23 protein-coding genes are annotated in these 25,079 nt (G+C 69.3%); 11 read left to right on the plus strand and 12 right to left on the minus strand.

Going from position 1 to position 25,079, the window contains the following annotated elements; translation table 11 throughout:
- Positions 1-22 precede the first annotated feature (22 nt).
- The gene (locus tag SD37_RS20985; protein ID WP_236725064.1) at positions 23-1,195 is read left to right on the plus strand and encodes an aminotransferase class V-fold PLP-dependent enzyme; all 1,173 of its coding nucleotides are present in this window, start codon (positions 23-25) and stop codon (positions 1,193-1,195) included.
- 305 nt (positions 1,196-1,500) lie between these two features.
- Here the strand turns inward: SD37_RS20985 and SD37_RS20990 are convergent, their stop codons facing one another.
- The 4 genes from SD37_RS20990 to SD37_RS21005 all read right to left on the minus strand — a co-directional run bounded on the left by SD37_RS20990 (position 1,501) and on the right by SD37_RS21005 (position 6,349).
- Positions 1,501-3,543: a M3 family metallopeptidase gene (locus SD37_RS20990; protein ID WP_044856592.1), complete on the minus strand. Its 2,043-nt coding sequence runs from the start codon at positions 3,541-3,543 to the stop codon at positions 1,501-1,503.
- Positions 3,544-3,646: 103 nt separating this feature from the next.
- Positions 3,647-4,357: a histidine phosphatase family protein gene (locus SD37_RS20995; protein ID WP_044856625.1), complete on the minus strand. Its 711-nt coding sequence runs from the start codon at positions 4,355-4,357 to the stop codon at positions 3,647-3,649.
- A 106-nt stretch (positions 4,358-4,463) separates the two neighbouring features.
- Entirely contained in the window at positions 4,464-5,303 is an 840-nt protein-coding gene (locus SD37_RS21000) for an undecaprenyl-diphosphate phosphatase (protein ID WP_037311927.1), read from the minus strand.
- Positions 5,303-6,349 (minus strand): LLM class F420-dependent oxidoreductase, encoded by a 1,047-nt coding sequence (locus tag SD37_RS21005; protein ID WP_065912909.1) that lies wholly within the window; start codon positions 6,347-6,349, stop codon positions 5,303-5,305. Before SD37_RS21005 ends, SD37_RS21000 begins: the two co-directional genes overlap by 1 nt.
- A gap of 137 nt (positions 6,350-6,486) precedes the next feature.
- Between SD37_RS21005 and SD37_RS21010 the strand changes: the two genes are divergently transcribed.
- From SD37_RS21010 to SD37_RS21020, 3 genes are all read left to right on the plus strand, one after another.
- The gene (locus SD37_RS21010) at positions 6,487-7,452 is read left to right on the plus strand and encodes an aldo/keto reductase (RefSeq protein ID WP_037311917.1); all 966 of its coding nucleotides are present in this window, start codon (positions 6,487-6,489) and stop codon (positions 7,450-7,452) included.
- 113 nt (positions 7,453-7,565) lie between these two features.
- The gene (locus SD37_RS21015; protein ID WP_044856595.1) at positions 7,566-8,579 is read left to right on the plus strand and encodes a YncE family protein; all 1,014 of its coding nucleotides are present in this window, start codon (positions 7,566-7,568) and stop codon (positions 8,577-8,579) included.
- Positions 8,576-8,797, plus strand: coding sequence for a DUF5703 family protein (locus SD37_RS21020; protein ID WP_037311913.1), 222 nt, complete (start codon positions 8,576-8,578; stop codon positions 8,795-8,797). The genes SD37_RS21015 and SD37_RS21020 overlap by 4 nt, the downstream gene beginning before the upstream one ends.
- On the opposite strand, the gene SD37_RS21025 is transcribed toward SD37_RS21020, so the two are convergent.
- The 5 genes from SD37_RS21025 to SD37_RS21045 all read right to left on the minus strand — a co-directional run bounded on the left by SD37_RS21025 (position 8,790) and on the right by SD37_RS21045 (position 13,095).
- Complete coding sequence (locus tag SD37_RS21025; RefSeq protein ID WP_044856596.1) at positions 8,790-9,533, minus strand: SRPBCC family protein; 744 nt, start codon at positions 9,531-9,533, stop codon at positions 8,790-8,792. The two genes, SD37_RS21020 and SD37_RS21025, sit on opposite strands and share 8 nt — an antisense overlap.
- Positions 9,534-10,130: a winged helix-turn-helix domain-containing protein gene (locus SD37_RS21030; protein ID WP_044856597.1), complete on the minus strand. Its 597-nt coding sequence runs from the start codon at positions 10,128-10,130 to the stop codon at positions 9,534-9,536. It lies immediately after the preceding gene.
- Positions 10,131-10,170: 40 nt separating this feature from the next.
- Positions 10,171-11,049, minus strand: coding sequence for an alpha/beta fold hydrolase (locus tag SD37_RS21035; protein WP_044856598.1), 879 nt, complete (start codon positions 11,047-11,049; stop codon positions 10,171-10,173).
- A complete protein-coding gene (locus SD37_RS21040; RefSeq protein ID WP_044856599.1) occupies positions 11,049-12,371 on the minus strand; it encodes a M20/M25/M40 family metallo-hydrolase in 1,323 nt (440 codons plus the stop codon). The genes SD37_RS21035 and SD37_RS21040 overlap by 1 nt, the downstream gene beginning before the upstream one ends.
- A 97-nt stretch (positions 12,372-12,468) precedes the next feature.
- Positions 12,469-13,095, minus strand: a complete 627-nt coding sequence (locus tag SD37_RS21045) for a TetR/AcrR family transcriptional regulator (RefSeq protein ID WP_201788840.1) — start codon at positions 13,093-13,095, stop codon at positions 12,469-12,471.
- Between the two features lie 85 nt (positions 13,096-13,180).
- Between SD37_RS21045 and SD37_RS21050 the strand changes: the two genes are divergently transcribed.
- Together SD37_RS21050 and SD37_RS21055 are read left to right on the plus strand one after the other, a co-directional pair.
- Entirely contained in the window at positions 13,181-13,555 is a 375-nt protein-coding gene (locus SD37_RS21050) for a YybH family protein (RefSeq protein WP_044856601.1), read from the plus strand.
- 250 nt (positions 13,556-13,805) lie between these two features.
- The gene (locus SD37_RS21055) at positions 13,806-14,423 is read left to right on the plus strand and encodes an SMI1/KNR4 family protein (RefSeq protein ID WP_044856602.1); all 618 of its coding nucleotides are present in this window, start codon (positions 13,806-13,808) and stop codon (positions 14,421-14,423) included.
- Between the two features lie 147 nt (positions 14,424-14,570).
- Here SD37_RS21055 and SD37_RS21060 read toward each other — a convergent pair whose 3' ends face one another.
- Both SD37_RS21060 and SD37_RS21065 read right to left on the minus strand, forming a co-directional pair.
- On the minus strand, positions 14,571-15,542 hold the full coding sequence (locus SD37_RS21060; RefSeq protein WP_052675170.1) for a penicillin-insensitive murein endopeptidase: 972 nt from the start codon (positions 15,540-15,542) through the stop codon (positions 14,571-14,573).
- A gap of 26 nt (positions 15,543-15,568) precedes the next feature.
- Positions 15,569-16,486, minus strand: a complete 918-nt coding sequence (locus SD37_RS21065; RefSeq protein ID WP_052675171.1) for a peptidoglycan-binding protein — start codon at positions 16,484-16,486, stop codon at positions 15,569-15,571.
- A 144-nt stretch (positions 16,487-16,630) separates the two neighbouring features.
- Here SD37_RS21065 and SD37_RS21070 point away from each other — a divergent pair, with 144 nt between their 5' ends.
- The 3 genes from SD37_RS21070 to SD37_RS21080 all read left to right on the plus strand — a co-directional run bounded on the left by SD37_RS21070 (position 16,631) and on the right by SD37_RS21080 (position 21,547).
- Positions 16,631-18,328 (plus strand): glycoside hydrolase domain-containing protein, encoded by a 1,698-nt coding sequence (locus SD37_RS21070; protein ID WP_065912910.1) that lies wholly within the window; start codon positions 16,631-16,633, stop codon positions 18,326-18,328.
- Positions 18,329-18,402: 74 nt separating this feature from the next.
- Positions 18,403-20,004 carry an FG-GAP repeat protein gene (locus tag SD37_RS21075; protein WP_044856605.1) on the plus strand — a complete coding sequence of 534 codons (1,602 nt, stop codon included), beginning with the start codon at positions 18,403-18,405 and terminating at the stop codon, positions 20,002-20,004.
- Between the two features lie 10 nt (positions 20,005-20,014).
- Positions 20,015-21,547: an alkaline phosphatase D family protein gene (locus tag SD37_RS21080; protein WP_044856606.1), complete on the plus strand. Its 1,533-nt coding sequence runs from the start codon at positions 20,015-20,017 to the stop codon at positions 21,545-21,547.
- 50 nt (positions 21,548-21,597) lie between these two features.
- On the opposite strand, the gene SD37_RS21085 is transcribed toward SD37_RS21080, so the two are convergent.
- Positions 21,598-22,560 carry an ArsR/SmtB family transcription factor gene (locus SD37_RS21085; RefSeq protein WP_044856607.1) on the minus strand — a complete coding sequence of 321 codons (963 nt, stop codon included), beginning with the start codon at positions 22,558-22,560 and terminating at the stop codon, positions 21,598-21,600.
- A gap of 336 nt (positions 22,561-22,896) precedes the next feature.
- Here SD37_RS21085 and SD37_RS21090 point away from each other — a divergent pair, with 336 nt between their 5' ends.
- Together SD37_RS21090 and SD37_RS21095 are read left to right on the plus strand one after the other, a co-directional pair.
- The gene (locus SD37_RS21090) at positions 22,897-23,895 is read left to right on the plus strand and encodes a peptidoglycan-binding domain-containing protein (protein WP_052675172.1); all 999 of its coding nucleotides are present in this window, start codon (positions 22,897-22,899) and stop codon (positions 23,893-23,895) included.
- A 31-nt stretch (positions 23,896-23,926) separates the two neighbouring features.
- Positions 23,927-25,060, plus strand: a complete 1,134-nt coding sequence (locus SD37_RS21095) for a peptidoglycan-binding protein (RefSeq protein ID WP_044856608.1) — start codon at positions 23,927-23,929, stop codon at positions 25,058-25,060.
- Positions 25,061-25,079 lie beyond the last annotated feature (19 nt).

Raw genomic sequence — 25,079 nt, forward strand, 5'->3', positions numbered from 1 at the left:
ATCACTACTGGACATCCGGGCGTTGCGAGCAGACACCCCGGGCAGCGAGAACGTCGTCCATTTCAACAACGCGGGCTGCGGACTCCTGGCGAAGCCGGTCCTGAGCACGATGCTCGACCACCTGAACCTCGAAGCCGAGATCGGTGGCTACGAGGCAGCCGCCGCCAGATCCGGCGAGGTCGCGGGGTTCTACCGCGAGATCGCGGCACTCATCAACGCGCGGCCGCGCAACATCGCCTTCGCGGCCAGCGCCACCCACGCCTACTCCACGGCGCTGTCCTCGATCCGGTTCGAACCCGGCGACGTCGTCCTCACCACCCGCAACGACTTCATCTCCAACCAGATCGCGTTCCTGTCGCTGCGGAAGCGGTTCGGCGTCGAGATCGTGCACGCACCGGACAGGCCGGAGGGCGGTGTCGACGTCGAGGCCATGGCCGCCCTGATGCGCGCCCGGAGGCCGAAACTGGTCGCGGCCACGCATATCCCGACCAATTCGGGACTGGTCCAGCCGGTCGCCGAGATCGGTCGGCACTGCCGCGAACTGGGCCTGCTGTACCTCGTCGACGCCTGTCAGTCGGTCGGTCAGTACCCCGTCGACGTCGAGGAGATCGGGGCCGACCTGCTCACCTCGACCTGCCGCAAATTCCTGCGCGGTCCTCGCGGCTCGGGATTCCTGTTCGTCTCCGACCGCTTCCTCGACGCCGGACACGAGCCGCTGTTCATCGACATGCACGGCGCCCGCTGGTCCGCGCCGGGGCACTACGACCCCGCGGAGTCGGCGAGCCGGTTCGAGGAGTGGGAATTCCCGTACGCCACGGTGCTCGGCTGTGCGCGGGCGGCCCGTTATGCCCGGGAGGTCGGCCTGGAGGCGATCTCCCGGCGCACCCCCGCGCTCGCCGCGAGGCTGCGTGACGGGCTCGCCGTCCTTCCGGGCGTCGAGGTGCTCGACCGCGGCCCTCGGCTGGGCGCGCTGGTGACGTTCTCGATCAAGGGCTGGGCGGCCGTCCCGTTCAAGGAGGCGATGGACGCCCGGCGGATCAACTCGGCGCTCAGCTACCGGGAGTTCGCGCAGTTCGACTTCGGGGACAAGGACGTCGACTGGTGCCTGCGGCTGAGCCCGCACTACTACAACACCGAACAGGAGGTGGACGACGTGGCCGCGGCGGTCGCCGAACTCGCCGGTCAGCACGCCTGACCGCGGTTTCCCTGCCTGGGCACTGGGGGTGTCCGGGCAGGGATGGCACGTCGCGTCAGGGCCAAGGGTGCAGCCGTCGATGAAGGAATTGGGACGTTGAGTGTCCCAATTCCTTCATCGACGCGGGTCACACCCGGTTGTGCGGCACGAACTCTGCGACTTTGCCGAGGCCCCGACCTTGAAGGTAGGCAGGAGTCCTTCACGTACCGCAGAGGCGAGCAATCGCAATGGCATGGTGGGGCACGCCTCGTGAGTGGTAATGACGGTTCTAACCGTCATTACCACTCACGAGGCCACGGCCGGTGTCAGGCCCCGCCGAGACCGCGGCGCTTGAGCAGCGGCTCGATCTCCGGGTCGCGGCCGCGGAACGCGCGGAACGCCGCCATCGGGTCGACGCTGCCGCCCCGCCCGAGCAGTTCACGGCGGAAGTGGTCGCCGTTCTCCCTGGTGAGCCCGCCGTTCTCGCGGAACCACTGGACGGTGTCGGCGTCGAGGACCTCACTCCAGATGTAGGAGTAGTACCCGGCGCTGTAGCCCCCGCTGAAGATATGCGCGAAGTAGGTGGTGCGGTACCGCGGCGGCACGGCTTCCAGCGCGACTCCGGCCTTCGTCAGCGCTTCGGCCTCGAACCGCTGGACGTCGTCGATGGTGTCCTCGGTGCCGAGCGCGTGCCACGCCTGGTCCAAAAGGGACGCGGCGAGGTACTCGGTCGTGGAGAACCCCTCGCCGTACTGCTGGGACGCCAGGAGCTTGTCGATCTGCTCCTGCGGCAGCGGCTCACCGGTGACGTGGTGCTTGGCGTAGTTGGCCAGCACCTCGGGCCACAGCATCCACATCTCGTTGACCTGCGAGGGGTACTCGACGAAGTCGCGCGGGACGTTGGTGCCGGAGAACATCGGGTACTCGACGTCCGAAAGCAGCGAGTGCAGGGCGTGCCCGAACTCGTGGAAGGCGGTGACGACCTCGTCGAAGGTCAGCAGAGTCGGCTCCCCCGCCGGCGGCTTGGCCACGTTGAGGACGTTGACCACGACCGTCTTCGTGCCCAGGAGTTTCGTCTGGTCGACGAAGTTGTTCATCCAGGCACCGCCGCGCTTCGAGTCACGGGCGTAGTAGTCCATCAGGAACAGGCCGAGTTCGGCGCCGTCGGCGTCGAAGACCTCGAAGATCCGGACCTCAGGGTGGTACTTCGGCAGGTCTTCCCGCTCGGTGAAGCTCAGGCCGTACAGCTTGGACGCGGCGAAGAAGACGCCGTCGGTCAGGACCCGGTTCAGCTCGAAGTACGGGCGCAGCGCCGCGGTGTCGACCTCGAACCGGTCCTTGCGGACGCGTTCGGCGTAGAAGGCCCAGTCCCACGGCCGCAGGATCGCGCCGGGAATGTCGGCTTCGAGGTAACGCTGGAGTTCTTCGGCTTCCGCCTTGGCGTTGGCGACCGCGACCGGCGCCAGACGTTCCAGCAGGCCGACTGCGGCCTCCGCGGTCTTCGCCGTCTCGTCCTCGATGACGTACGAAGCGTGGTCGGGGAAGCCGAGCACGGCGGCCCGCTCGGCGCGCAGCCGGACCAGTTCGGCCACGATCTGGTTGTTGTCGAACTCGTTGCCCCGGTTGCCGCGCGACACCGACGCGGTGAAGATCCGCTCGCGCAGTGCGCGATCCTCCAGCGAGGCCAGCGCGGCCTGCGCGGTCGGCAGGGTCAGCTTGAGGACGTACTTGCCCTCCTCACCGGCTGTCTCGGCAGCGGTGGCGATGGCGTCCTCGGTGAGCCCGGCGAGTTCCTTGACGTCGTCGACGACCACGGCGAGTTCGTTGGTGTCCTTGAGCAGGTTCTGCTGGAACCGGGTCGACAGCGTCGAGATCTGCTCGTTCAGCTCGCGCAGCCGCTTCTGGTCGGCCTCGGGAAGCCCGGCGCCGGCGCGGCGGACGTCGGTGTGGTGCCGCTCCAGCAGCCGCAGCGACTCGGTATCGAGGCCGAGTTCGTCCTTGCGCTCGAACAGCGTGTTGATCCGGGCGAACAACGCCGGGTTGAGGTTGATGGCGTCGGCGTGCGCGGCCAGCCGCGGTGCCATCTCGGCCTGCACGCGCTGGATCTCGTCGTTCGCGTTCGATCCGGCGAGGTTGAAGAACACGCTGGAGACGCGGGACAGCAGCCTGCCGGACTTCTCCAGCGCGACGATGGTGTTCTCGAAGGTCGGCGGTTCGGCGGAACCGGCGATCTCGTCGATCTCCGCGGCGTGCTCGGCCAGTCCTGCCTCGAAGGCGGGCAGGAAATGCTCGTCGGCGATCCGGTCGAACGGCGGAAGGGCGTAGGGCAGCTCACTCGGCGCGGCGAACGGGTTGTCCTGCGAAATCATCGGTGTTGCTCCCGGGTCGTCGAATCTGCTGGTCTGGCCACCTTACGGGCAGCGAGGGGCCGGTGGATGCCGTCCGTGGCGGTGACGCCACCGTCGGCGATGGTCACGCTCCGGTGGTCCCGCCCACCACGGCGTCCGAACTCTGCTTTCCCTTGCCGCGCTTGGCTTTGGTTTTGGGGGCCGGTGGGGCGATCCCGGCCAGGTCACCGCCGTTGTCGTTGACGCGCAACACGAACGGACGAGTCTCGGTGTAGCGGACGACCGAAACCGAGGCCGGGTCGACGACGATCCGCTGGAACGAATCGAGATGCTGACCGAGCGCGTCGGCGAGGATCGCCTTGATCACATCGCCATGGCTGCATAAGAGCCACACCGCGTTCTCGCCGTGCTTCGCGGTGATCCGGGCGTCGTGCGCACGGACGGCCGCGACCGAACGGGCCTGCATCTCGGCCAGTCCTTCGCCACCGGGGAAGACCGCGGCCGACGGATGCGCCTGCACGACCCGCCAGAGGGGTTCCTTGAACAGATCCTTGAGCGCGCGACCGGTCCACTCGCCGTAGTCCACTTCGGACAAACCGGGCTCTTTGACCTTGTCCAGACCGCGGGCTTCGGCCAGCTTCGCGACCGTCTGGCGGCAGCGGAGCATCGGCGAGACCACCAGCTCGGCGAGCGGGACCGGAGCCAGGCGCTCGACCAGCGCGGCCGCCTGCGCCCGGCCGGTGTCGTCCAGGCCGACCTTGGGCGTGCGCCCGGCGAGGACGCCCGAGCCGTTCGCCGTGGACTTGCCGTGGCGCAGAAGGATCACAGTACTCACGTGGCCCACCCTACGTGCCGTGCTTTGCCGGACTCCCGCGTTTCGTCCTCTGGATGCGGTGGTTGCGCGCGCAAGGAACGCGTCCAGAGGACGAAACGCTAGGGAGCTACAGGTGCGGACCCTCCTGCGGGTCCAGGACACCGGTGAAGATCAGCACGAACAGCAGGGCACCGAGCACGAGCCGGTAGATCACGAACGGCACGAAGCTCTTCGTCTTGATGTAGGACATCAGCCAGGCGATGACGGCGTAGCCGACGCCGAACGCGACCAGCGTCGCCAGGATCGTCGGGCCCCATTGCGCCGGGGCGCCGTCCTTGCCGATATCGGTCAGCTTGTACAGCCCCGAGCCGAACACCGCCGGCAGCGCCAGGAGGAACGAATACTCCGCCGCCTCCGCCCGGGTGTAACCGAGCAGCAGCCCGGCGCTGGTCGTGCCGCCGGAGCGCGAGACACCCGGGATCAGCGCCAGCGCCTGCGCGAAACCGAAGCCGAGACCGTGCGGCACGGTCAGGTGGTCGAGCGTCCGCTCCTGCTTCCCGATGCGGTCGGCCACCAGGAGGATCAGGCCGAACACGATCAGGGTGGTCGCGGTGATCCGCAGGTCACGGAAGGTCTCGTCGATCGCGTCCTGCAGCAGCAGGCCCAGCACGACGATCGGCAGCGAGCCGACGATGATCAGCCAGCCCAGCCGGGCGTCGGGGTCCTGCCGCCAGTCCTTCTTGTAGATCGAGAAGAACCACGCGCGGAGGATCTTCCCGATCTTGCTCGAGAAGTACAGGATGACCGCGAGTTCGGTGCCGATCTGGGTCACCGCGGTGAACGCGGCGCCCGGGTCGTCCCAGCCCGCGAGGGCGGCGGTGATCCGCAGGTGCGCGCTGGAGGAGATCGGCAAGAACTCCGTCAGGCCCTGGACGAGGCCGAGGACCAGTGCTTCGAACCATCCCATCAGGCGACACCGGCCAGGTCGATCGCCTCGGCGGCGATCTCGAGCGCGCGTGCGGAGCTCTCGGGGTCCGGCATGGAGGGCGCGACGGTCAGCGTCGTGGCGCCCGCCTCGGCGAAGGCCCGCATCCGGTCGGCGATGCGCTCCTTCGGTCCCAGCAGCGACGTCGCGTCGATGAACTCCAGCGGGACGGCGGCCATGGCGCCCGCGTAGTCCTTGCCGAGGTACTTCTGCTGGACGTCCGCCGCTTCGCGCTCGAAGCCCATCCGGCAGGCGAGCTGGTTGTAGAAGTTCTTCTCCCGGCTGCCCATCCCGCCGATGTACAGCGCCGCGTACCCGCGGACCGCGTCGGCGCAGGCCTTCCAGTCGTCGCCGACCACCAGGGGGACGGTGGGGACGACGTCGAAGCCGTCGAGGGACCGTCCGGCCTTCTCCGCACCCGCCCTGATCAGCTTGAGCTGCTCACCGGCGTGTTCGGGCGAGAAGAACACCGGCAGCCAGCCGTTCGCGATCTCGCCGGTCAGTTCGAGGTTCTTCGGGCCGATGGCGGCCAGGTACACCGGGATCTCTTCGCGCACCGGGTGCACGGTCAGCGTCAGCGCCTTGCCGGGTCCGCCGGGCAGCGGCAGCTGGAAGTGGTCGCCGTCGTACTTGACCCGCTGGCGGCCCAGCGCCTTGCGGACGATCTCGACGTACTCGCGTGTGCGGCCGAGCGGTGACGCGAACTTCACGCCGTGCCAGCCTTCGGAGACCTGCGGGCCCGAGACGCCGAGGCCGAGGCGGAAGCGCCCGCCCGACAGCGTGTCGAGGGTCGCGGCGGTCATCGCGGTCATCGCCGGTGTCCGCGCCGGGATCTGCAGCACCGCGCTGCCCACGTCGATCCGCGAGGTCTGCGCCGCCCCCCAAGCCAGCACCGTCGGCGCGTCCGAGCCGTACGCCTCCGCGGCCCAGACGACCGCGTAGTCCAGTTCGTCCGCCTTCTTCGCCAATGCCAGGTTGGCCGCGTCGTTCCCCGCGCCCCAATAGCCCAAATTCAGTCCGAGTCGCACGGCGTGAATGTATCCAGCGGAACGTCACTCCTCCGTTCAGGGTGTTGACACCCCGGTGACCCGGCCGGTGGTACTCGATCACGACACGCTCACCTGCTCCGTGTCCCGCACTTGCCTTCCGGCTAGGCTCGCCCGTCGTGGAAAAGCGACAGCTCGGCCGGTCGGGACTGCGGGTCTCGCGGATGGCCCTCGGGACCATGACGTGGGGTGGCGACACCGACTCGGAGGAGGCGGCCAGCCAGCTGGTCGCGTTCGTCGACGCCGGGGGCACCCTGGTCGACACCGCCGACATCTACAGCGAGGGCGAGAGCGAACGCGTCCTCGGCGCACTGCTCGGCGACCTCGTCCCGCGCGACGACATCGTGCTCGCCACGAAGGCCGTGGCCCGCCGCACCGACGGCCCGTTCGGCGGCGGCGCTTCCCGCGGGGCCCTGCTGAGCGCGCTCGAAGGCTCGCTGCGCCGCCTCGGCACCGATCACATCGACCTCTGGCAGCTGCACGCCTGGGACACCACCGTGCCGGTCGACGAGACCCTCGCCGCCCTCGACTACGCCGTCACCAGCGGCAAGGCCCGCTACGTCGGCGTCTCCAACTACTCCGGCTGGCAGCTGGCGACGGCCGCGAGCCGCAGTTCCGCCGTCGCCCCGCTGGTCTCGACGCAGGTCGAGTACTCGCTGCTGGAGCGCGGCATCGACCGCGAGGTCGTCCCGGCGGCGGAGCACCACGGCATCGGGATCCTGCCCTGGGCGCCGCTCGGCCGGGGCGTGCTCACCGGCAAGTACCGCACCGGGACGCCCGCCGATTCGCGCGGTGCTTCGAGTGTTTTCGCGGGCTATGTCGAACATCACCGGACCGATCGCGCCGCCAGGATCGTGCAGGCGGTCGCGACCGCCGCCGACGGCCTCGGCACCTCACCGCTGGCCGTCGCGCTGGCCTGGGTCCGCGACCGGCCCGGGGTGGTCGCGCCCGTGGTCGGAGCCCGTGACACCGGTCAGCTGACCGGGTCGCTCACGGCCGAGGAGATCACGCTCCCGCCCGCCATCCGGTCCGCGCTCGACGACGTCAGCGCGATCGAGGTCGGCTACCCGGAACGCGGCCTGTGAGCCGTCTCAGTGAGTGGTTTAGGTGACTGTTGAGTGACGCAGGCGTGACGCGGCGGGTTCGGTGGGGGATGCTGGACAAGTCCGTTCGACGAGTAGCAGGTGGAGGCACCAAGGTGGGTCGGCTGTCCGCCGTTTCCCGGATCGCGATCCCGCTCGCCGGTGTCCTGGTGCTCTCGTCCTGCGGTACGGACGACACGCCCAACGACACCCTGCAGATCGTGCAGAACCCCGTCGCGGTCACCGCGGCGGTCTCCCCCGCCGTGGCGGCCAAGCCCGCCGGCTCGGTGTTCGCCGGGCCCGGGGTGAAGGCGCTGGCCACCGACGCGGCCAGCAAGACGCTCGTCGTCGCCGTCTCGGAGCCGCCATCGCTGCGCATCTACGACCTCGCGGCCCTCGACGCCCCCAAGACCACGGTGCCCCTTCCCGGCCCGGCGGAGCGGCTCACGGTCTCGAATTCCCAGGTGATCGCCAGCGTCCCGGACAAGAGCGTGCTGGCGAAGGTGTCCCTTCCCGGCGGCGCGCTCGAGACGGTCCCCGTCGCGGGGCAGCCGTCGGCCGGTCTCGCCGACGGCGACGCGACGCTGGTCTCGGTCCGGGATCGCAAGGCCGTCGAGGTGCTGACCCAGAACGCGGGCCCGAAGACCATCACCGGCCAGATCTACAGCGCCGACGACGTGCTGAACACCGGTGACGGCGTGGTCGTCCTGGACAGGCTGCGCACCGCCCTGTTCTCGGTGAACCTCGCCGAGGGCAAGATCGGCGAGGGCCTGCGGGCGGGCGACGGCGCCGCCAACGCCGTCACCGACGACTTCGGGCGCGTCTTCGTCACCGACGCGCGGGCGGGCGCGCTGCTAGCGTTCTCCACGACGCCGTTGCTGCTGCGCCAGCGCTACCCGGTCCCCGGCGGGGCGTACGGCATCGCCTACGACCGAACCCGAGACCTCGTCTGGGTCACCCTCACCGAACGCAACGAGGTCGTCGGCTTCGACGTCCGCGGCGGCGAACCGATCGAGAAGCACCGGTTCCCCACCGTGCGGCAGCCAGATTCGGTCACCGTCGACGAGCAGGGCGGCCGGGTGGTCGTCGGCTCGGCCATCGGAGAAGGGATCCAGGTGATCACGCCATGACAGTTGTGGACGAGGCGGTGGTCGAAGGGGATTGGGAGTACCGGCGGCTGCAGTTGCCTCCCGGTGTTTCCCGGCGGGCGGCGGCGACGCAGCTGTCGATCCACGCCGAGTTCGCCGGCTGGGAACTCTCGACCGTCCGGCTCTACTCCGATGGGACGCGAAGGGTGTGGTTGCGCCGCAAGCGCACCGCCAATCCCCTGCCCGGCCTCATCACCTGAACACCCGGGCGAGCCAGTCCGACCACAGCGCGTCCTGTTTCGCGGGATCGACGTCGCCGAACAGGTGATGCATCGCGACCATCGGCCCCTGGAAACCGCGCACGAACCGGAGGAGCGCGTCCGCGGTCCTGATCCCCACGGCCTGCGCGTTCGCCAGATAGACCTCGCCGTCCACAGTGGACATCGATCCGGTGGACAGGCGGACCCGGTCCCCCGTTCCCGGCCGTCCGGCCAGCCCGAGTTCCCGGCCGAGGGTGAGCCACGCGCGGTCCCAGTCCCCGATCGGCGGTCCGAACACGGTCAGCGGCACGGCTTTCCATCCCGCGAAGGTGTTCAGGTACTCGACCAACGTGCGGAAGAACAGCTCGGTGCCGCTGGTCATCGCCTCGAACTCGTCCTCCCAGTCGTCGCCGGGCAGGAATCCGCTCGTCACGGTCCGGAGCACCGTACTGCCGCCCGAGCGGGCCTCGATGAGGAACTCGTAGGCGACGAATCGCCCGTCCGGCGCGGGCTCCGTCCCGTAGACCAACCGCTCCAACGGGTCCCACGAGGTGATCGCGGACGAGGGTTCGAAATCACCGAAAGCGGTCTTCACGGTGCCGCCGACGCCGCCGTCGACCTCGTTGCGCCCCATGAACCACGACGTGATCCCCGGTCCGGTGGCGATGGCCTCCCAGACCTGTTCCGGCGTCGCGTCGACCTCGGCACGGTCGCTGAGCTCGAATTCGTGGCCCATTCAGCGCTCCTCGGGCTCGGTTTTGACGCTCGGGTGGACGGCGACGACGATCCGGTGGTCGCGCCCCTGTTCGGCGCCTTCGTCGTGGTACTTGCTCACCAGGTTCGTGATCGCGACGGTGAGTTCTTCGGCGAAGGCGGCCCTGTCGGCGGCGGAGGAGAACCGCACCTCGCCGTCGATCGCGAAGGTCGCGACCCGTTTCCGCGCCTTGGCCGAACCGGTGATCAGCAGGCCGACGTCGCGGACGAGTCTCCCCGCGACCGCGAGCAGCCAGCGCGCGGACAGCCGGTCCGGCGACTGGGCCGGATCGGGCTGCACCGCGGACAACGCGGTCGGCGAGATCACGTAGGACGACGCCGTCGCCCGCATCATGCGTTCGGTGACGTTGCCCTTGCGCCGCTCTTCGACGAGCTCGACGAGCCCGTGCTTCTCCAGCGCGCGGAGGTGATAGTTGACCTTCTGTCTCGGCAGGTCGACCCGCCCGGCCAGCATCGTGGCCGACGCCGGTTCGGCGAGTTCGGCCAGCAGCCGGGCCCGGACCGGATCCAGCGACACTTCGGCCGCCTCCGCGTCCTCGATCACCGCAACGGAGAACATGGCACGAAGGTCCCACCGAAAAGAGAACTTGTCAAGGAATCTAGATTTGTCGGCGGGCTTTCGTCGCCAGGGCGAGGAGGCGCGGTACCACCTGCGGGGCCGCTTCCAGCGGGACGACATGCCCGACCCCGGGCAGGACCACGGCCGTGCCGTTCTCCACCGCGTCCGCCAGCTCCTCGACGTCGGCCGTGGGCACCAGTTTGTCGCGCTCCCCCACGATCGCCGTCACCGGCACGGCGCCGACCTGCGACAACGCCGATTCCCGCGTGTAGGCGTCCAGCGCCGGACGGAACGCCGAGACGGTATGCGGCCAGTTGCCGCGGATCATCCGCACGGTCAGCTCGACGTCGCCGGGCACCGGATCGTCGCCGAAGAGCCACCACCGCAACCCGGCGGTCACGGCTTTGCTCGTATGTTCCCGCACCAGGCCGATCAGCTTCGTCCCGAAGACCATCTCCAGGTCCCGGCCGAGTTTCCCGAGCGCGTTCGGCCAGATCGCGTCCGGGGTGACGCCGCCCGCCGACATGGCGAGCAGGCCGATCCCCGCCACCCGCGCCGCGAAGACGTCCGGGTGCCGCTGAGCGAGCGAGAGAATCGCGAGACCGCCCATGTCGTGGCCGACCAGGACGACCCGGCCGTCCGGGACCACCTTCTCCATGACCTCGGCGAGGTCGTCGGCGAGGTGTCCCATGGTCGCCGACGCGGGCCGGACGTCACCGGATTCGCCGTGGCCTCGCTGGTCGTAGGCCAGCACCGAGATCGGCTCCTCGGCGGCTTCGGCCAGCACCGGGGCGATGGCGCGCCAGCTCCGCCTGTCGAGGGCGTAGCCGTGGAGGAGTACCACGGTCACCGGCGCCGACGAAGCACCCCAGCTTTCGAAATGCAGGGGTGTTCCGTCGGCGGCCAGCAGACCGGGCATCAGGCTGAGCGCAGGAAGCGGTCGAGTACGCGCACCCCGAACTTCAGCGCGTCGACCGGGACGCGCTCGTCGACCCCGTGGAACAGCGCCGAGAAGTCGAGGTCGGCGGGCAGCTGCAGCGGGGCGAAACCGAAGTTCCGGATCCCGAGTGACTGGAACGACTTCGCGTCCGTGCCACCGGAAAGCATGTACGGGAGCGTGCGGGCGCCCGGGTCCTCGGCGAGGACCGCGGCGGTCATCGCGTCGACGAGCGCGCCGTCGAAGGTCGTCTCGACCGGCGGCAGCTCCATCCACTCCTTCTCGATGTCCGGGCCGAGGATCTCCTCCAGCTCGGCGTTGAACGCTTCGAGGCGGCCGGGAAGGATCCGGCAGTCGACCGAGGCTTCCGCGACCGACGGGATGACGTTCGACTTGTACCCGGCGGTGAGCATCGTCGGGTTAGCCGTGTCGCGCAGGGTCGCGCCGATCATCCGGGAGATGTTGCCGAGTTTGGCGACGGACCCCTCGATGTCGTCCTCCGGGAAGTCCCAGCCGGTGATCTCGGCGACGCCGTCCAGGAACTCGCGGACGGAGTCGGTCATGACGAGCGGGAACCGGTGGTTGCCTAGGCGGGCGACGGCCTCGGAGAGCTTGGTGACGGCGTTGTCGCGGTGGATCATCGAGCCGTGACCCGCGGTGCCGCGCACCCGCAGCTTCATCCAGCGGATGCCCTTTTCCGCCGTCTCGATCAGGTACGCGCGGACGTTGTCCTTCAGCGTGATCGAGAAACCGCCGACCTCGCTGATCGCTTCGGTGACGCCCTCGAACAGCTCGGGCCGGTTCTCGACCAGCCACTGCGCGCCGTACTTGCCGCCGGCCTCCTCGTCGGCGAGGAACGCGAACACGAGGTCGCGCGGCGGCACGATGCCGTTGATCTTGTAGTGGCGGGCCAGCGCGAGCGCCATTCCGCACATGTCCTTCATGTCGACAGCACCGCGGCCCCAGACGTAGTCGTCCTGGACCGCGCCGGAGAACGGGTGGACCGACCACTCCGAGGCGTCGGCGGGGACGGCGTCGAGATGACCGTGGATCAGGAGCCCGCCACGCGACGGATCGGCGCCCGCCAGCCGGACGATCACGTTGTGCCGGTTCTTGCCGCCGGACTCGACATAGGTGATCTCGTAGCCCGCGTCGGTGAGCTTCTCGGCCACGTACTCGGCCGCGGCGCGCTCGCCGACGAGCGTGTCGGGGTCACCCGTGTTGGTCGTGTCGATACGGATCAGTTCACTGGTGAGGGTGACTGCCTCTTCGGCGGCTGCTTCGATCAGATTCGGTTCGGTCACCAGGCATTCCTACCATTGCCGGAGCCCGCCGACCCGACACCACCGTCGCACCGGCGGGATCGAGCGGACCCAAGTGGCGTTGCCTCCGAAACACGTCCTACGACCAGCGTTCGCTGAACAGGTCCATGCTCGGTGGCGTTCCCGGCAGCGGATGGTCGCTCGGGCGCAGTCCGGCCAAGGCGATGGAGATCACCCGTCGCCGGGCGTTGCGAGCCGCTTCCAGCAGGTCTTCCCTGCCCTGGCGCTGGAGTTGCTCGATCAGCGGCGACTTGCCGAGCTGTTCGACGAGCAGCAACACGTCGACCGCGGTGACGTCGGCGTGCAGCACACCCGCGTCACGCGCTTTGGCGATCAGCGCGGCGAAAGCCTTGTCGGATCGGGCGTTCTTCTCCGCCATCTCTTCGGTGATGGTGACCATCCCGGCCAACGGCGCCAGCGAGCCGATGCCGACCGCGCTGCTGATGTAGTGCACGAGCCCGTCCCAGGGGTCGTCGTGAGCCATCCCCTGCTCGGCGATCTCGGTCCATTGGTCGAGCGCGATCTCCACCAGGTGCTGGAACAGCTCCGTCTTCGACCGGTACCGGCGGTACAGGCTGCCGATGCCGACGCCCGCACGTGCCGCGATCGACGCGACGGAGGTGTGCGCGCCATCGACGGCCACGACTTCGCGCGCCGCTTCGAGCAGCGCGCGGTCGTTGCGTTCGGCTTCCGCTTGCCTGGGCATGACTTGGATCATAGCTCCTTGCGGAGCGAAACGCTCCGGTCATACGCTAACGGAGCGAAATACTCCGTTACGAAGGGACTCGAACATGAAGGACGTCAAGCAGGTCGTACTGGACAGCGACCGGCTGCAGAATGACCCGGACGGCTTCGCCGCCCTGCTCACCGAGGACGTCAACCTGGTCAACATCGCCGGCCGCAGGCTGCACGGCCGCGAGACCGTCCGTGCCGCCTACCACCAGGCGATGTCCTCCCAGCTGGCTCAGGTGCGGACCAGAATCGAGATCGAGGACGCGTGGCTGGTACAGCCGGACGCCGCCGTGGTCACCGCGACCAAGCATGTCTCGGACGAACGGACGGAACCGAACGCTCCCCTGCCCGACAAAGGCGCCGTCACGTTCGTGCTCGCCCGCCAAGACCAGAAGTGGTTGATCGCCTCGGTCCAGACCACGCCCATCAAGTGACCTGACGTCGACTGGGCATGACGGGGAACGGCGGCAGGGTCGTCCTTCGTGGTAGTTCGTGGTCGAATTCCCGCTTGATGGCGCGGAAGTAGCCGAGCGGCGGCTCCGAGTGTCCATAAGAGACACTTCTCTGAAGACAAGTGTGCGACGTGGGTAGTTTGTGTTGTTTGGCGAGGTGGTCCCGCCGAACGGGAGTACTCCCGGTATTTTCAGCTCGCTAGAGCGGTTCACCGGGAAGAAGGGGGCCCTGATGTGCACCTCGGTGGCACGGACCTGGCAGCGGATCGTGGCCTTGCTGTCCGAACACGCACCCGCCACCGCGCGGGAGATCCGGCCCCCGGCACCGGCCGCGGACCTCGAACACCTGCGGGATCGGGTCGGTCTGGAAGTACCGCCCGAACTGGCCGACTGGTGGGCCGTCATGGACGGCGTCGACGACGGGCGTGATCATGGCAGTGGGAACCGATCCGGGTATCTCGTCCCGAAGAACTATCTGCCCCTGCCGGTGAAGCGGGCCGAGGACGAGTACGTCAGGCAGTCGCGGTACCCCGACCCGGGCTGCTGCACTCCCGAAGGAGCACACCGCAAAGAGGCCGGTCAGGATGGATTTCCGTTCTGTACCGGGGTTCTCCCCATCGGCCGGGCGATCGACGGAGGCCTGCTGTGCGTCGATCTCCGGCCGGGTGAAGACCACGGCTGTGTCATGGAGTGGTACGCCAGCGAAGGGATCTACCGGTCCGAGTGGGCGAGCGTGACCGAGATCCTCGACGAGATCGCCGAGCGCCTCGACGACTACTTGCACGACCGTGAACCGCCGTATCGCGAACGGCATCCCGTCATCACCGACGGCGAGCTGACCTGGCCCTGACCCAGTACCGGGTGTGTGATTGAAGGGGCCCTTCCCCTCATCTCACGCGACGAAGGGCGCTTTCCCCGCATGCGATGCGGGGAAAGCGCCCTTCAGCCCCGAGCCACGACAGGGACGTCGTGGGCCAGACCCCTCCCGTGGCCTGTCTCAGCAGGCATACAGGTTGTTCGGATGGACCGCTTCGCAATAGCGGACGTGCAGATGGTTGTCGTGATTCGGATAGCTGGTCGTGAGGCCTTCGTCGATCAGCGTGGGATCGTTGAAGAAGACGAGCTTCACGTGTCCGGGCGCGGCCGCCCGGATCGCCTTGACCAGGTCGCGCGTCGCCGCCCGGTCGTAGGTGGACGATCGCCAGGTGATCCTGCCCCCACCGCACTGCGCGCCGTCGGTCCGCACCGGCCACAGGTCGACGTCGAGCCCCACCCGGTGACTGCCGTGGCCGGGGATCGCACCGCCGTGTTCGAAACCGAAGTCGCCCATCGGGACTTTCCCGCGGCCCGTGGCCGAGAACGTCTTCGCCGCCTGTTCGAGCTGCGCCACCGCGGCACCGGTCCCCCAGTTGGCCGCCGCCCCGTTCCCGTCGGGGTCCTGATCGCACAGGCCTTGGCCGAAGTCGGGATAGTCGTGGTGCCACACGAGGTTCTTCCACGTGGCAGGCCCGGCGATCCCGTCCACCGCGATGCCCGCGTGCTCCTGGAAGCCGCGGACCGCCGTGGTCGTCGCCGCGTCGAACCGCCCGCTGACCGGCAGGCTCAGCCTGCGTTTGGCGTTCAGTTCCAGCTGAAGTGCTTTGACCGCCTCGCCGCTGTCGCCCGCCCGGACCGTCGGGGCCAGGGCGGCCCAGGTCTTCGGTCCCGCGATCCCGTCCACCCCGAGGGCTTCGGCGGCCTGGAACGCGCGCACGGCCGCGACCGTGGCGGAATCGAACACGCCGGTGGCGGGGACCGCGTGCCCGTGCTGGGCGAGGAGATGCTGTATCGCGAGCACCTCCACGCCTCGGTTTCCGCTGCTCTGAGTGTGGAAGAAGGCGTTGCCGTAGGCGTGGGCCGGTGCCACGGTGAGGGCCGCCGTACCGGCCGACAGCACCAGGACGGCGAGTGCCGCCGCTAATCTGCGCATGGGATTCTCCGGGTTTCGCAGCGGTTTCAGTACGAACAGCCCGAGGTGGGCAGGCTCGACGGCGCGGGAGGGGCGACGCCGTCGTAGATCGCCAGCAGCAACCGCTGCGGGCAGTGACTGGTCGAGCCGATCTTGACGCCGAAGTGCAGGTGCGGCCCCGTCGAGTTCCCGGTGTTCCCCGTGTAGCCGATGAGCTGGCCTGCCTGGACCGTCGCCCCGGACGCCACGGCGTGCTGGGAGAAGTGACAGTAGACGAACCGGGCCCCGTTCGCGCTCAGCACCACGCCCCTGCCGCAGGTGCTGTCGTTGACCAGCGCCACCGTGCCCGCGGTGACCGCGAGGGCCCGGGTGCCGGTGCCGACCGGCAGATCGATCGCCGGGTAGTCGTGATGCGGATCGTCGTACTCACTGCGCGGCAGGGTGGCGCGCGAGAGGGGTAGCGACCAGCCCGCGACGGACGGGGTCCCGCCGATGAGCCACTGCCACGTGGTGGCGTCGATGAGCGACGTCGCGGGGAGGCCGTGCTTGGTCTTGAAGGCGGTCACCGCGCTCGCGGTGCTCGCCGCGAACGTTCCGTCCGGTTTGACCTGGTAACCGTGGCGCACCAGCTGGTGTTGCGCGCCCTTCACCGCCTCGCCGGTCGCTCCGCTGTCGAGGTTCATCACCAGTTTGCCCCAGGTCTTGGGACCCACGATGCCGTCGGCTGTCAGCCCCTGGGCGGTCTGGAACGCTTTCACCGCCGCTTGGGTCTTCGGGCCGACGATGCCGTCGGCGTCGATCTGCGCGCCGCGCTGCCGGAGCAGGTACTGCGCCGACGTCACCTCCGGGCCGGTGGAATCACCGCCGACCAACGGCCACGCCGGGGCGGGCGCCGCGTGTGCGGATCCCGCGCCGATCATCACCATGGCCACGACGGTGGCGAGAAGAATCAGTAGGCGCCGCATGGCACTCCTTACTCGTCCAGGTACGGAGCCGGAACCGTAGAACGCGGATTCCTTGCGCTGGAAGCCTTTCCACGGGCACCAAAACGCTTCCGGCCCTTCGTCGCGCGCCGATAACCTCCCGCCTCGATTCCGGGAGGAGAACCGATGAAACCCACCTGGCGCGCAAGCGCCACCGCGATCGCCTTCGCGCTGCTGACGGCCGCGACCACCCCGGCCGCCGTCGCGGACACGGGCTCGCGCACCGTCACCTACCACGGCTATCAGCTCGACGTCCCCGCCGGCTGGCGGGGGGTCGATCTGGCCACCACGCCGAGCGCCTGCGTCCGGTTCGACAGCATGACCGTCTACTTGGGACACCAGACCGAAGAACCGGACTGCCCGGCGAAAATCGTCGACCGCACCGCGGGTCTGGTGATCGAACCGCTCGCGGAGCTGACGCCCGAGCAGGTACCCGATGGCGTGGTGACCGCGCCGCCGGGGACGGCCACCCCACCAACCGGGACGCCGTCCAGCGAGCAGACGATCCGGGTCGCTGTTCCCGATGCCGGTGTCCTGGTCACCGCGGGACATACCGCCGCGACCGAACAGACCGTGCGGGCGGCGCTGAACGGAGCACGTCTGGTCCCGGGCGGCGCGCGTGCCGTCCTGCCTGCCAGACCGGCGAAGGCGGCCGCAGCGGCGCCGATCGTGGCCCCGGGAAGCTTCCAGGGCAAGGGATTCGAAGCCTGTGCCGCCCCGGCACAGGCCACGATGGACGCTTGGCGTGCCTCCCCGTATCGCGCCGTCGGCATCTACTCGAGCGGTGGCCTGCGTGCCTGCGCGCAACCCCATCTCACCCCGGCGTGGGTCGCGAACCAGGCCGCCCACGGCTGGCGCTTCATCCTCACCGACGTCGGCAGGCAGGCGCCGTGCACCGACTATCGGCTGAAGATGTCCAGCGATCCCTCGGTCGCGCGGCAACAGGGCCGCGACGCGGCGGCGAGCGCGATCACGGCCAACACCGCGCTCGGCTTCGGCGCGGGCAGCGTGATCTACAGCGACATCGAAGGCTACTCGTCGACGGCGGCGTGCAAGGCCGGCGTGCTGTCCTACGTCAGCGGCTGGACCGAAGCGCTCCACGCGAAGGGCTGGCTTTCCGGCGTCTACACGAGCGCCGGCTCCGGGATCAAGGATCTGGCGAGCGCCTACACGAACACCTCCTACACCCGGCCGGACCACATCTGGTTCGCCTGGTGGAACGACAAGGCCGATGCCGACACCGGCTCCTACGCACCGAGCACGTACTGGGCGAACCACCAGCGGATCCACCAGTACGCCGGTGAGGTCGCGGAAACCTGGGGCGGTGTACGGATTTCCGGTATCGACCGCGACTATCTCGACGTCGGGCCGCGCACGACGCTGCCGTGCGACACGGTGAGCCTCGACTTCGCCGCCTATCCGAGAATCGCCTCTGGCGCGACCGGGAACCTGGTCAAGGCGGCGCAATGCCTGCTGGCCGCCAAGGGGCGGCCGACCGGGACTTTCGACGAGCCCACGGTGTCCGCCACGAAGGCGTTCCAGCAGGCCCACGGACTCGCCGCGACCGGCGAGATCGAGGCGCGCACCTGGACCGCGTTATTGTCCACAGGGGACACTCCCACCCTGCGGCAGGGTGCCACCGGAGCCGCGGTGAACCGGCTGCAACGCGCCCTCACCGCCGCGTCCGGCAAAACCCTCGCCATCGACGGCACGTTCGGGCCGAACACCGAAAAGGCGGTCCGCGACTACCAGAGCGCCCGCCGACTGGATGTGGACGGCGTGGTCGGCCAGGCCACCTGGGCCGCGTTGCAGGCGGGTCGGTGAGCACCGTGGCGGACCTTTTCACCCAGCCGAAAACGATTGTCCACCCTCGTTCCCGCTTCCTACCGTCGTCCAGCGTGGCGAAAAAATGGTTTCCCGTACTGGCGGCCGCGGCCGCCCTGACCTTCGTGACGTCCCCGGTGGCCGCCGCACCGATGCCCGCGGCACTCGCGGCCACCCCGCAGACGGACGTGAACGGGGACGGCGTCGCCGACCTCGTGCTGTCCACGGGAGCGCGGCTGACCTACAGCGGCGACACCTCCCTCAAGCCCAACGACCTCGGCGGCTCCGTGCAGGTTCTGCCCGGCGGGGCCACCCTGCCCAGCGCCCCTTCCGCGCTGGTCAACCAGAACACCGCCGGTGTCGGGCTGGGCATGGAAGCCTCCGACAAATTCGGTGCCGCCCTCGCGACCGGCGACTTCAACCGGGACGGGCTGGCCGACGTCGCGATCGGCAACCCGGGAGAGTCGGTCAACGGCCTGGCGAACGCCGGTACGGTCAGCGTCCTCTACGGCCAGCGCACCGCGCCCTATCTGCGTGCCCTTCCCGGCGCGCTCGGGACGATCAACCAGGACACCGCGGACGTTCCGGGGGTGATGGAGGCAGGCGACCTGTTCGGCGCCGGTCTGGCCACCGGCGACTTCAACGGGGACGGCTACGCCGACCTCGGCATCGGGTCACCAGGGGAAGCGATCGAGACGAAGGCACGCGCGGGCGCCGTGTGGATCCTCTACGGCGGGAGCGCCGGGCTCACCGCTCGGAACGCGATCGCGTTCAACCAGGACGATCCGGATCTGGCCGGGGCGGCCGAGGCGGGCGACCTGATGGGCTGGGCGCTCGCCGCCGGGGACGTCACCGGCGACAAACGGGACGACCTCGCCGTCGTCTCGGCCGGTGAGGTGATCACCGGGACCGCCGACGCGTGGGGCTCGGTCCACCTGCTGCACGGCTCGGCGAGCGGGCTGTCGGCCAAGGCGTCCTCGTACGTCAGCGTGGGCAACGCGGCCACCCAGGGGAAATGGCGGGGCGCGGTCATCGGCCGGTTCCACGGCGGCGCCAACGCCGATCTGGTCATCCAGGCCGACCGCCGTCGCGGCGGCCCGGCCGGGTCCGGGGCGCTCGTCTCCGTGCGGGGCGGCAACGCCGGGCTGACCACCGCGGTCGAGGTGATCGACCAGTCCGGTGACGCGATCCCGGGCAGCCCCGAGGCGAACGACCAGTTCGGCGGTTCCCTCGCCGTCGGCGACCTCGACGGCGACACCTTCGACGACCTGGCCGTCGGAGTGCTCAAGGAGGACAACCGCACCGGAGCGCTGTGCTTGCTGCGCGGCGGCGCGACCGGGTTGTCGTCCTTCCCCGCCACCGCGGTCGGTGAGAACACCGCGCCGGTGAACGCCGTCGCGGCCGCGGGCGAGGGTTTCGGGTACGGCCTGCGGATTCTCGACATCACCGGGGACGGCAAACCGGAACTGACCGTCTCGGCCCCGTGGGAGGACGGCAGCCCGCAGACCGGAGCGATGTTCGTGCTGAACACCGGGCTGAGGGGCAACGCGCTCACGGTGACCGCGGCCCGCAAGCTCGGCCGCGCCCAGATCGGCACGCAGACCGCTTTCGGCCCAGGGGCGCCGTTCGCGGGCAACTCCGCGGTACTGGACGACAACCTGGAAACACCTAAGTAGGGATGGGGAAATGAGCAAGTTCAACCGACGGACGTTCGTCTTCGGTACCGCGGTCACCGTGGGGGCGGTGGCACTGGGCGGCCGGGCGAGCGCCGCGCTGCCCTACCCGTTCAAGCTCGGCGTCGCTTCGGGCGACCCGTTGCCCGACGGTGTCGTGCTGTGGACCAGGCTGGCGCCGGACCCGATGAAGGACGGCAACGGTGGGATGCCGACCACGTCGACCGCGGTGGACTGGGAGGTCGCGACCGACGACAAGTTCGCGAACGTGGTCAAGAAGGGCCAGTTCACCGCCGTGTACGCGGACGCGCACTCGGTGCACGTCGAGGTCAATGGGCTGCAGCCGGACTACGAGTACTACTACCGGTTCCGCGCCGCGGGGCATATCTCGCCCGTCGGCCGCACCCGCACCGCTCCCGCGTTCGACACGTTCGGGCGCGACCTGTTGATGGCCTTCACCTCGTGCGCGCACTACGAAGACGGCTACTACACCGTGTATCGCCGCATGGCGGAGGACCGGCCCGGCCTGATCCTGCACCTCGGTGACTACATCTACGAAACCAGCAACAAGGTGGACGGGAAACGCCCTCGCTACCACGAGAACAAGGCGGAACTCACCAAGCTCGCCCACTACCGGCAGCGGTACGCGGAGTACAAAATGGACGCCGACCTCCAGGCCGCGCACGCCGTCGCCCCCTGGCTGGTCGTGCCGGACGATCACGAGGTCGAGAACAACTACGCCGCGGGCAACCGGGACAACGACAAACCCCCTCTGCCGGACGGCTGGGCCAAGCGCCGCGCGGACGCCTACAAGGCGTACTACGAGAACATGCCACTCCGGGGCGGGGCAAAACCGAACGGGGACAAGATCCAGCTGTACCGGCGCGTGCGCTGGGGCAAGCTGGCCACCTTCCACATGCTCGACACCCGCCAGTACCGGAGCGATCAGGCGTGCGGCGACGGCTGGAAGTACTGCCCGGAGGCCGGCGATCCGTCGCGGAGCCTGCCCGGCATCGCGCAGGAGAACTGGCTGCTCGACGGGTTCTCCCAGCGGCAGGGAACGTGGGACGTGATCGGCCAGCAGGTCTTCTTCGCCCGGCGGGTGGACGGGAACGGCGCGTCCGGAATGGACGGCTGGGACGGCTACCCCGCTTCCCGTGACCGCATCCAGAAGGGCTGGGTCCAGCGCGGTGTCCGCAACCCGGTGGTCCTCACTGGGGACGTGCACCGCGCCTGGGCGAACGAACTCAAGGTGGACTACACCAATCCGGGCTCCCCGGTGGTCGGGACCGAACTGGTCACCAGTTCCGTCTCCTCCGGCGGCGACGGCGTGGACCCCGACCCCAAGGTCGTCCCCGGCCAGGAGTACAACCCGCACCTGAAGTTCTACTCCCAGCACCGGGGTTACGTCCGCGCGAAGCTGAGCCAGACCAAGATGGACGTCGACTTCCGGGCCGTCAAAAAGGTCACCATCCGCGGTGAAGCCGGGACGACTCTGCGCTCGTATGTGATCGAGGAAGGCCGTCCGGGCCTGCAGACGCCGTGACCGGAGTCCGGGGCCCGGCAGCGAAGCTCTCGCGACCGGGCCCCGGACGCTCAGCCTTCCGCCAGGAGCGCGAGCCCGAGCGGGGTGATCGAATGCAGCACGGACTGGCCGTTCTGGCTGCTGGTGATCAACCCGGCCGCGCGCAACGTGGCGGCCTGCTGGCTCGCCGTCGGGAGACTGGTCTTCGTGCGGGAAGCCACTTCGGTGGTCGTGCCGGGGCGCTCCCCAATGGTCTCGAGGACCCGGGCCCGTGTCCGGCCGAGCAGGGATGTCAGCGGCCGGTGCGTCGTCCCGTCGCCCGACCAGCCCACCTTGTGCTCGATCGGGTACACCAGGGTCGGTTCCAGCTCACCGTCCAAAAAGGTCGTCGGCAGCCCCCAGCAGAAGAAGGACGGCGCGAGACACAGCCCCCGCCCGTTCAGGCGCAGTTCGTGCTCGACCGGATAATCCAGTTCCAGCACGGGATAGTTCCACCGCGCCGTCGGATGCACCCGGGCGAGCAGCGCCTCGCACCCCTCCTCGGTCATCGTCTTCACCTGTCTGGCCCGTTCCTGCTCGACCCGGCCGCACACCCGCACCCAGTACGGCGCGAGGCAGGCCGTGAAGTACCGCTCGACCGAGTCGGCGAGCCGGGTGAGCGTCTCCGGTCTCCCCTCGGCGAGACCCACGGTCCACGAAGGGAGCTGTCGGCTCCCGGCGAGGACGGCCAGATCGGCCCGAAGCCGTTTCTTCGGGGTGCGACGCAGCGCTTCGAGCCCTTCCGCCAGCGAGAGGTCCCGCAGGGTCGGGGTGAGGAAATCGACCGCGTAGCCGGAGTGGGCGGCGAGGTCGGCCAGCGGCCGGGTGGTGACGTGTGCCGCCCGCGCCACCGATCTTCGCCATTCTTCGAAGATGACCCCGCCTTCGCGGCCTCGCAGCCGGTACATGCTGAGCAGGATCTCCCACATCGGCTGCGGTGCCGCGCTGATCCGGGTCCTGGCCAGATCTTCGGGCGTGAAATGAATCCTCAGCACGGCCGTCCCCCACGGGAACCGCGCTCCTGGTCATCGAAAACAAGCACATACGACATGACATCCCCCTGAAACGAACCTTCATGCCGGCAGGCGACGGATGGAACCACGGCGCCTGGCAGACCCCCTTTGCGACGCCCGATGTTAGGGGATCCGCGGCCTCCCCCGACACCGTCGAAGGCACAAATACCGCGCAGGACTGGCTCGCCTACCGCCAGGGTTGACCCTGCTTCGGCAGAGGACGAAACGCGTGGGAGCGCGCGCGTGTGGTGGTTCAGCACCCTTTGGGGTGGGCGAAAACCTTTGCCACTCCCCGCCGCGTACTCCGATGCTGAGCCCATGCGAACCACAGCCGCGAGCGTCCTCGCCGCCGTCTTGGTCCTTTGTGGACTCCTCCAGCCGATACCCCGGCTCGCCAACGCGGAACCGGATCTCCAGTCCGCCGGGCATCCCGCCGCCGATCTCAAACTGACCCGCGAAGACATCCTGACCAGAGCGAAGAGCTGGATCGACGAGCGTGTGCCCTACAGCCAGGACGCGAAGCACACCAATCAGTACGGCACCTATCGGCAGGACTGTTCCGGCTACGTGTCGATGGCCTGGGGGCTGAAGACCGCGCGCTGGACGGGCGACATCATGCAGGTCGCCACCCGGATCGACAAGAAGAACCTCTTGCCTGGCGACAGCCTGTGGGTGCATTCCAGCGCCCACCAGCACATGGCGCTGTTCATCCGGTGGGCGGACGCCGCGAAGACCCAGGCGGTGGTGTGGGAGGAGTACCGCTCCGGGACGGTCGCGTCACAGCGCACGTGGTCGGCCGAGCGGACGGCGGGGTTCACCGCGATCCGGTACCGCAATGTCGTCGAAGGCGACGCCAAGACCTGCGCGGCGGTGAGCCTGGACCACCCGCGCTATCCCGAACTCGCCCCGGCCGCGACCGGCGACCTGGTCAAAGCCGCGCAGTGCCTGCTCACCGGTGCCGGATTCCCGACCGGGGCGAACGGCCCCACCGGCACCTTCGACGCGACGACCGCCGAGGCCGCGAAACAGTTCCAGGCGAGCGTCGGCCTCCCCTCCCTCGGCAAGGTGGACTCGCACACGTGGACGGCTTTGCTGGCCAGGGGCACGACGCCGCAGGTTCAGGACGGTGCCTCCGGAGACGCGGTGCTGCGCCTCCAGCGCGCGCTCAACGCCGCCCTCGACGCGGGTCTCGAACACGACGGCCGGTTCGGGCCGAACACCACCGCCGCGGTGAAGCGGTACCAGAGCGCACAAGGCCTCACCTCCGACGGGATCGTCGGCGCGAAGACCTGGGCGGCGTTGCAGGCAGGCAAATGAAACTCCACTGTGGACAGAGAAGAGGCGTGCGATGCGGCTGAAGACGGCGATAGCGGGAATGGCCATGCTGGTCCTCGGCGGCCTCGCGACGGCGAACCAGGCGAGCGCGGCCGCGGCCGCTGATCCGACCGGCGCCGAGTTGAGCGCGGTGGTCGCGAACTGCGCGCAGCAGGTGTCCGCCGGGAAGTACGCCGAGCGCAGCGGCGGCACGCGCACGGTTCCCGTCTGCGCGACCGGCGGCGCGGTGCACTGGCGGTCCGGGATGACGGTCGACTGCGACGGGCAGCGCACCGAGAAGTGCAACGCTTCGACCGATCCCTCCTGGCAGGGGCAGACCGCGTGGTCACAGCCGGACGGCAAACCGCTCAACGCCGAGAAACTGCCCTACATCGTGGTCCCCGGGATCAGCTCGACCTGGAGTTACGCCCGCTCCGGCATCACCGGTGGCACCGTCGCCGCGGTCGTCTACCAGGGCAGGGTCGCCTATGCCGTCGTGGGCGACGTCGGCCCGGCGGGCGCGATCGGCGAGGGCTCCTACGCGCTGGCCAAGGCGCTCGGCATCAATCCCGACCCGCGTTCGGGCGGGGTGTCCGGCAGGGTCGTCGACTACATCGTCTTCCCCGGGGTCAAGGCGTCGCCCATCCACGACGCCGCCGACGCGGCCACCGAGGGCAAGCGAGCCGCGACCGAGCTGGTGTCCCGCTCCCGCGGTTGCGCGAACGTCGGCGTCGACGGCCCCTATCCACGGCTCGAGCCCGGCGTCACCCGGCCCGAGGTGAAGACGGCGCAATGCCTGCTCCGCGCCGCCGGGCAGGACACGGGTGCCGGTGACCCCAGCGGTGTCCTGGATCCGGCGACCGTGGCCGCGGTGAAGCGGTTCCAGGCGCAGGTGGGCCTCGCGGAAGCGGGCTCGGTGGACTCGCACACCTGGACGGCGCTGCTGGCCCGCGGCACCACCCCGCAGCTTCAGGACGGCTCGTCCGGTGAAGCCGTCTTCCGGCTGCAACGGTCGCTCAACGCCGCCACGGCCGCGAATCTGACCGTCGACGGCAAATTCGGCGCGAAGACCACCACGGCCGTCAAGGGCTACCAAGCCTCCCGGGGGCTCGACGCCGACGGGATAGCCGGCGCGAACACCTGGCGGGCCCTGCAAGCCGGGCGATGAACTGTCCTGAGGCTTCCGG

The organism is Amycolatopsis orientalis (assembly GCF_000943515.2).
Taxonomy (GTDB): Bacteria; Actinomycetota; Actinomycetes; order Mycobacteriales; family Pseudonocardiaceae; genus Amycolatopsis; species Amycolatopsis orientalis.

Excerpts from the sequence above, each read along its gene's own strand:
- SD37_RS20990 (WP_044856592.1), bottom strand. The coding sequence starts at position 3,543 with ATGATTTCGCAGGACAACCCGTTCGCCGCGCCGAGTGAGCTGCCCTAC.
- SD37_RS21000 (WP_037311927.1), bottom strand. The coding sequence starts at position 5,303 with ATGGGATGGTTCGAAGCACTGGTCCTCGGCCTCGTCCAGGGCCTGACG.
- SD37_RS21020 (WP_037311913.1), top strand. The coding sequence starts at position 8,576 with ATGACAGTTGTGGACGAGGCGGTGGTCGAAGGGGATTGGGAGTACCGG.
- SD37_RS21025 (WP_044856596.1), bottom strand. The coding sequence starts at position 9,533 with ATGGGCCACGAATTCGAGCTCAGCGACCGTGCCGAGGTCGACGCGACG.
- SD37_RS21030 (WP_044856597.1), bottom strand. The coding sequence starts at position 10,130 with ATGTTCTCCGTTGCGGTGATCGAGGACGCGGAGGCGGCCGAAGTGTCG.
- SD37_RS21035 (WP_044856598.1), bottom strand. The coding sequence starts at position 11,049 with ATGCCCGGTCTGCTGGCCGCCGACGGAACACCCCTGCATTTCGAAAGC.
- SD37_RS21045 (WP_201788840.1), bottom strand. The coding sequence starts at position 13,095 with ATGCCCAGGCAAGCGGAAGCCGAACGCAACGACCGCGCGCTGCTCGAA.
- SD37_RS21050 (WP_044856601.1), top strand. The coding sequence starts at position 13,181 with ATGAAGGACGTCAAGCAGGTCGTACTGGACAGCGACCGGCTGCAGAAT.
- SD37_RS21055 (WP_044856602.1), top strand. The coding sequence starts at position 13,806 with ATGTGCACCTCGGTGGCACGGACCTGGCAGCGGATCGTGGCCTTGCTG.
- SD37_RS21060 (WP_052675170.1), bottom strand. The coding sequence starts at position 15,542 with ATGCGCAGATTAGCGGCGGCACTCGCCGTCCTGGTGCTGTCGGCCGGT.
- SD37_RS21065 (WP_052675171.1), bottom strand. The coding sequence starts at position 16,486 with ATGCGGCGCCTACTGATTCTTCTCGCCACCGTCGTGGCCATGGTGATG.
- SD37_RS21070 (WP_065912910.1), top strand. The coding sequence starts at position 16,631 with ATGAAACCCACCTGGCGCGCAAGCGCCACCGCGATCGCCTTCGCGCTG.
- SD37_RS21080 (WP_044856606.1), top strand. The coding sequence starts at position 20,015 with ATGAGCAAGTTCAACCGACGGACGTTCGTCTTCGGTACCGCGGTCACC.
- SD37_RS21090 (WP_052675172.1), top strand. The coding sequence starts at position 22,897 with ATGCGAACCACAGCCGCGAGCGTCCTCGCCGCCGTCTTGGTCCTTTGT.
- SD37_RS21095 (WP_044856608.1), top strand. The coding sequence starts at position 23,927 with ATGCGGCTGAAGACGGCGATAGCGGGAATGGCCATGCTGGTCCTCGGC.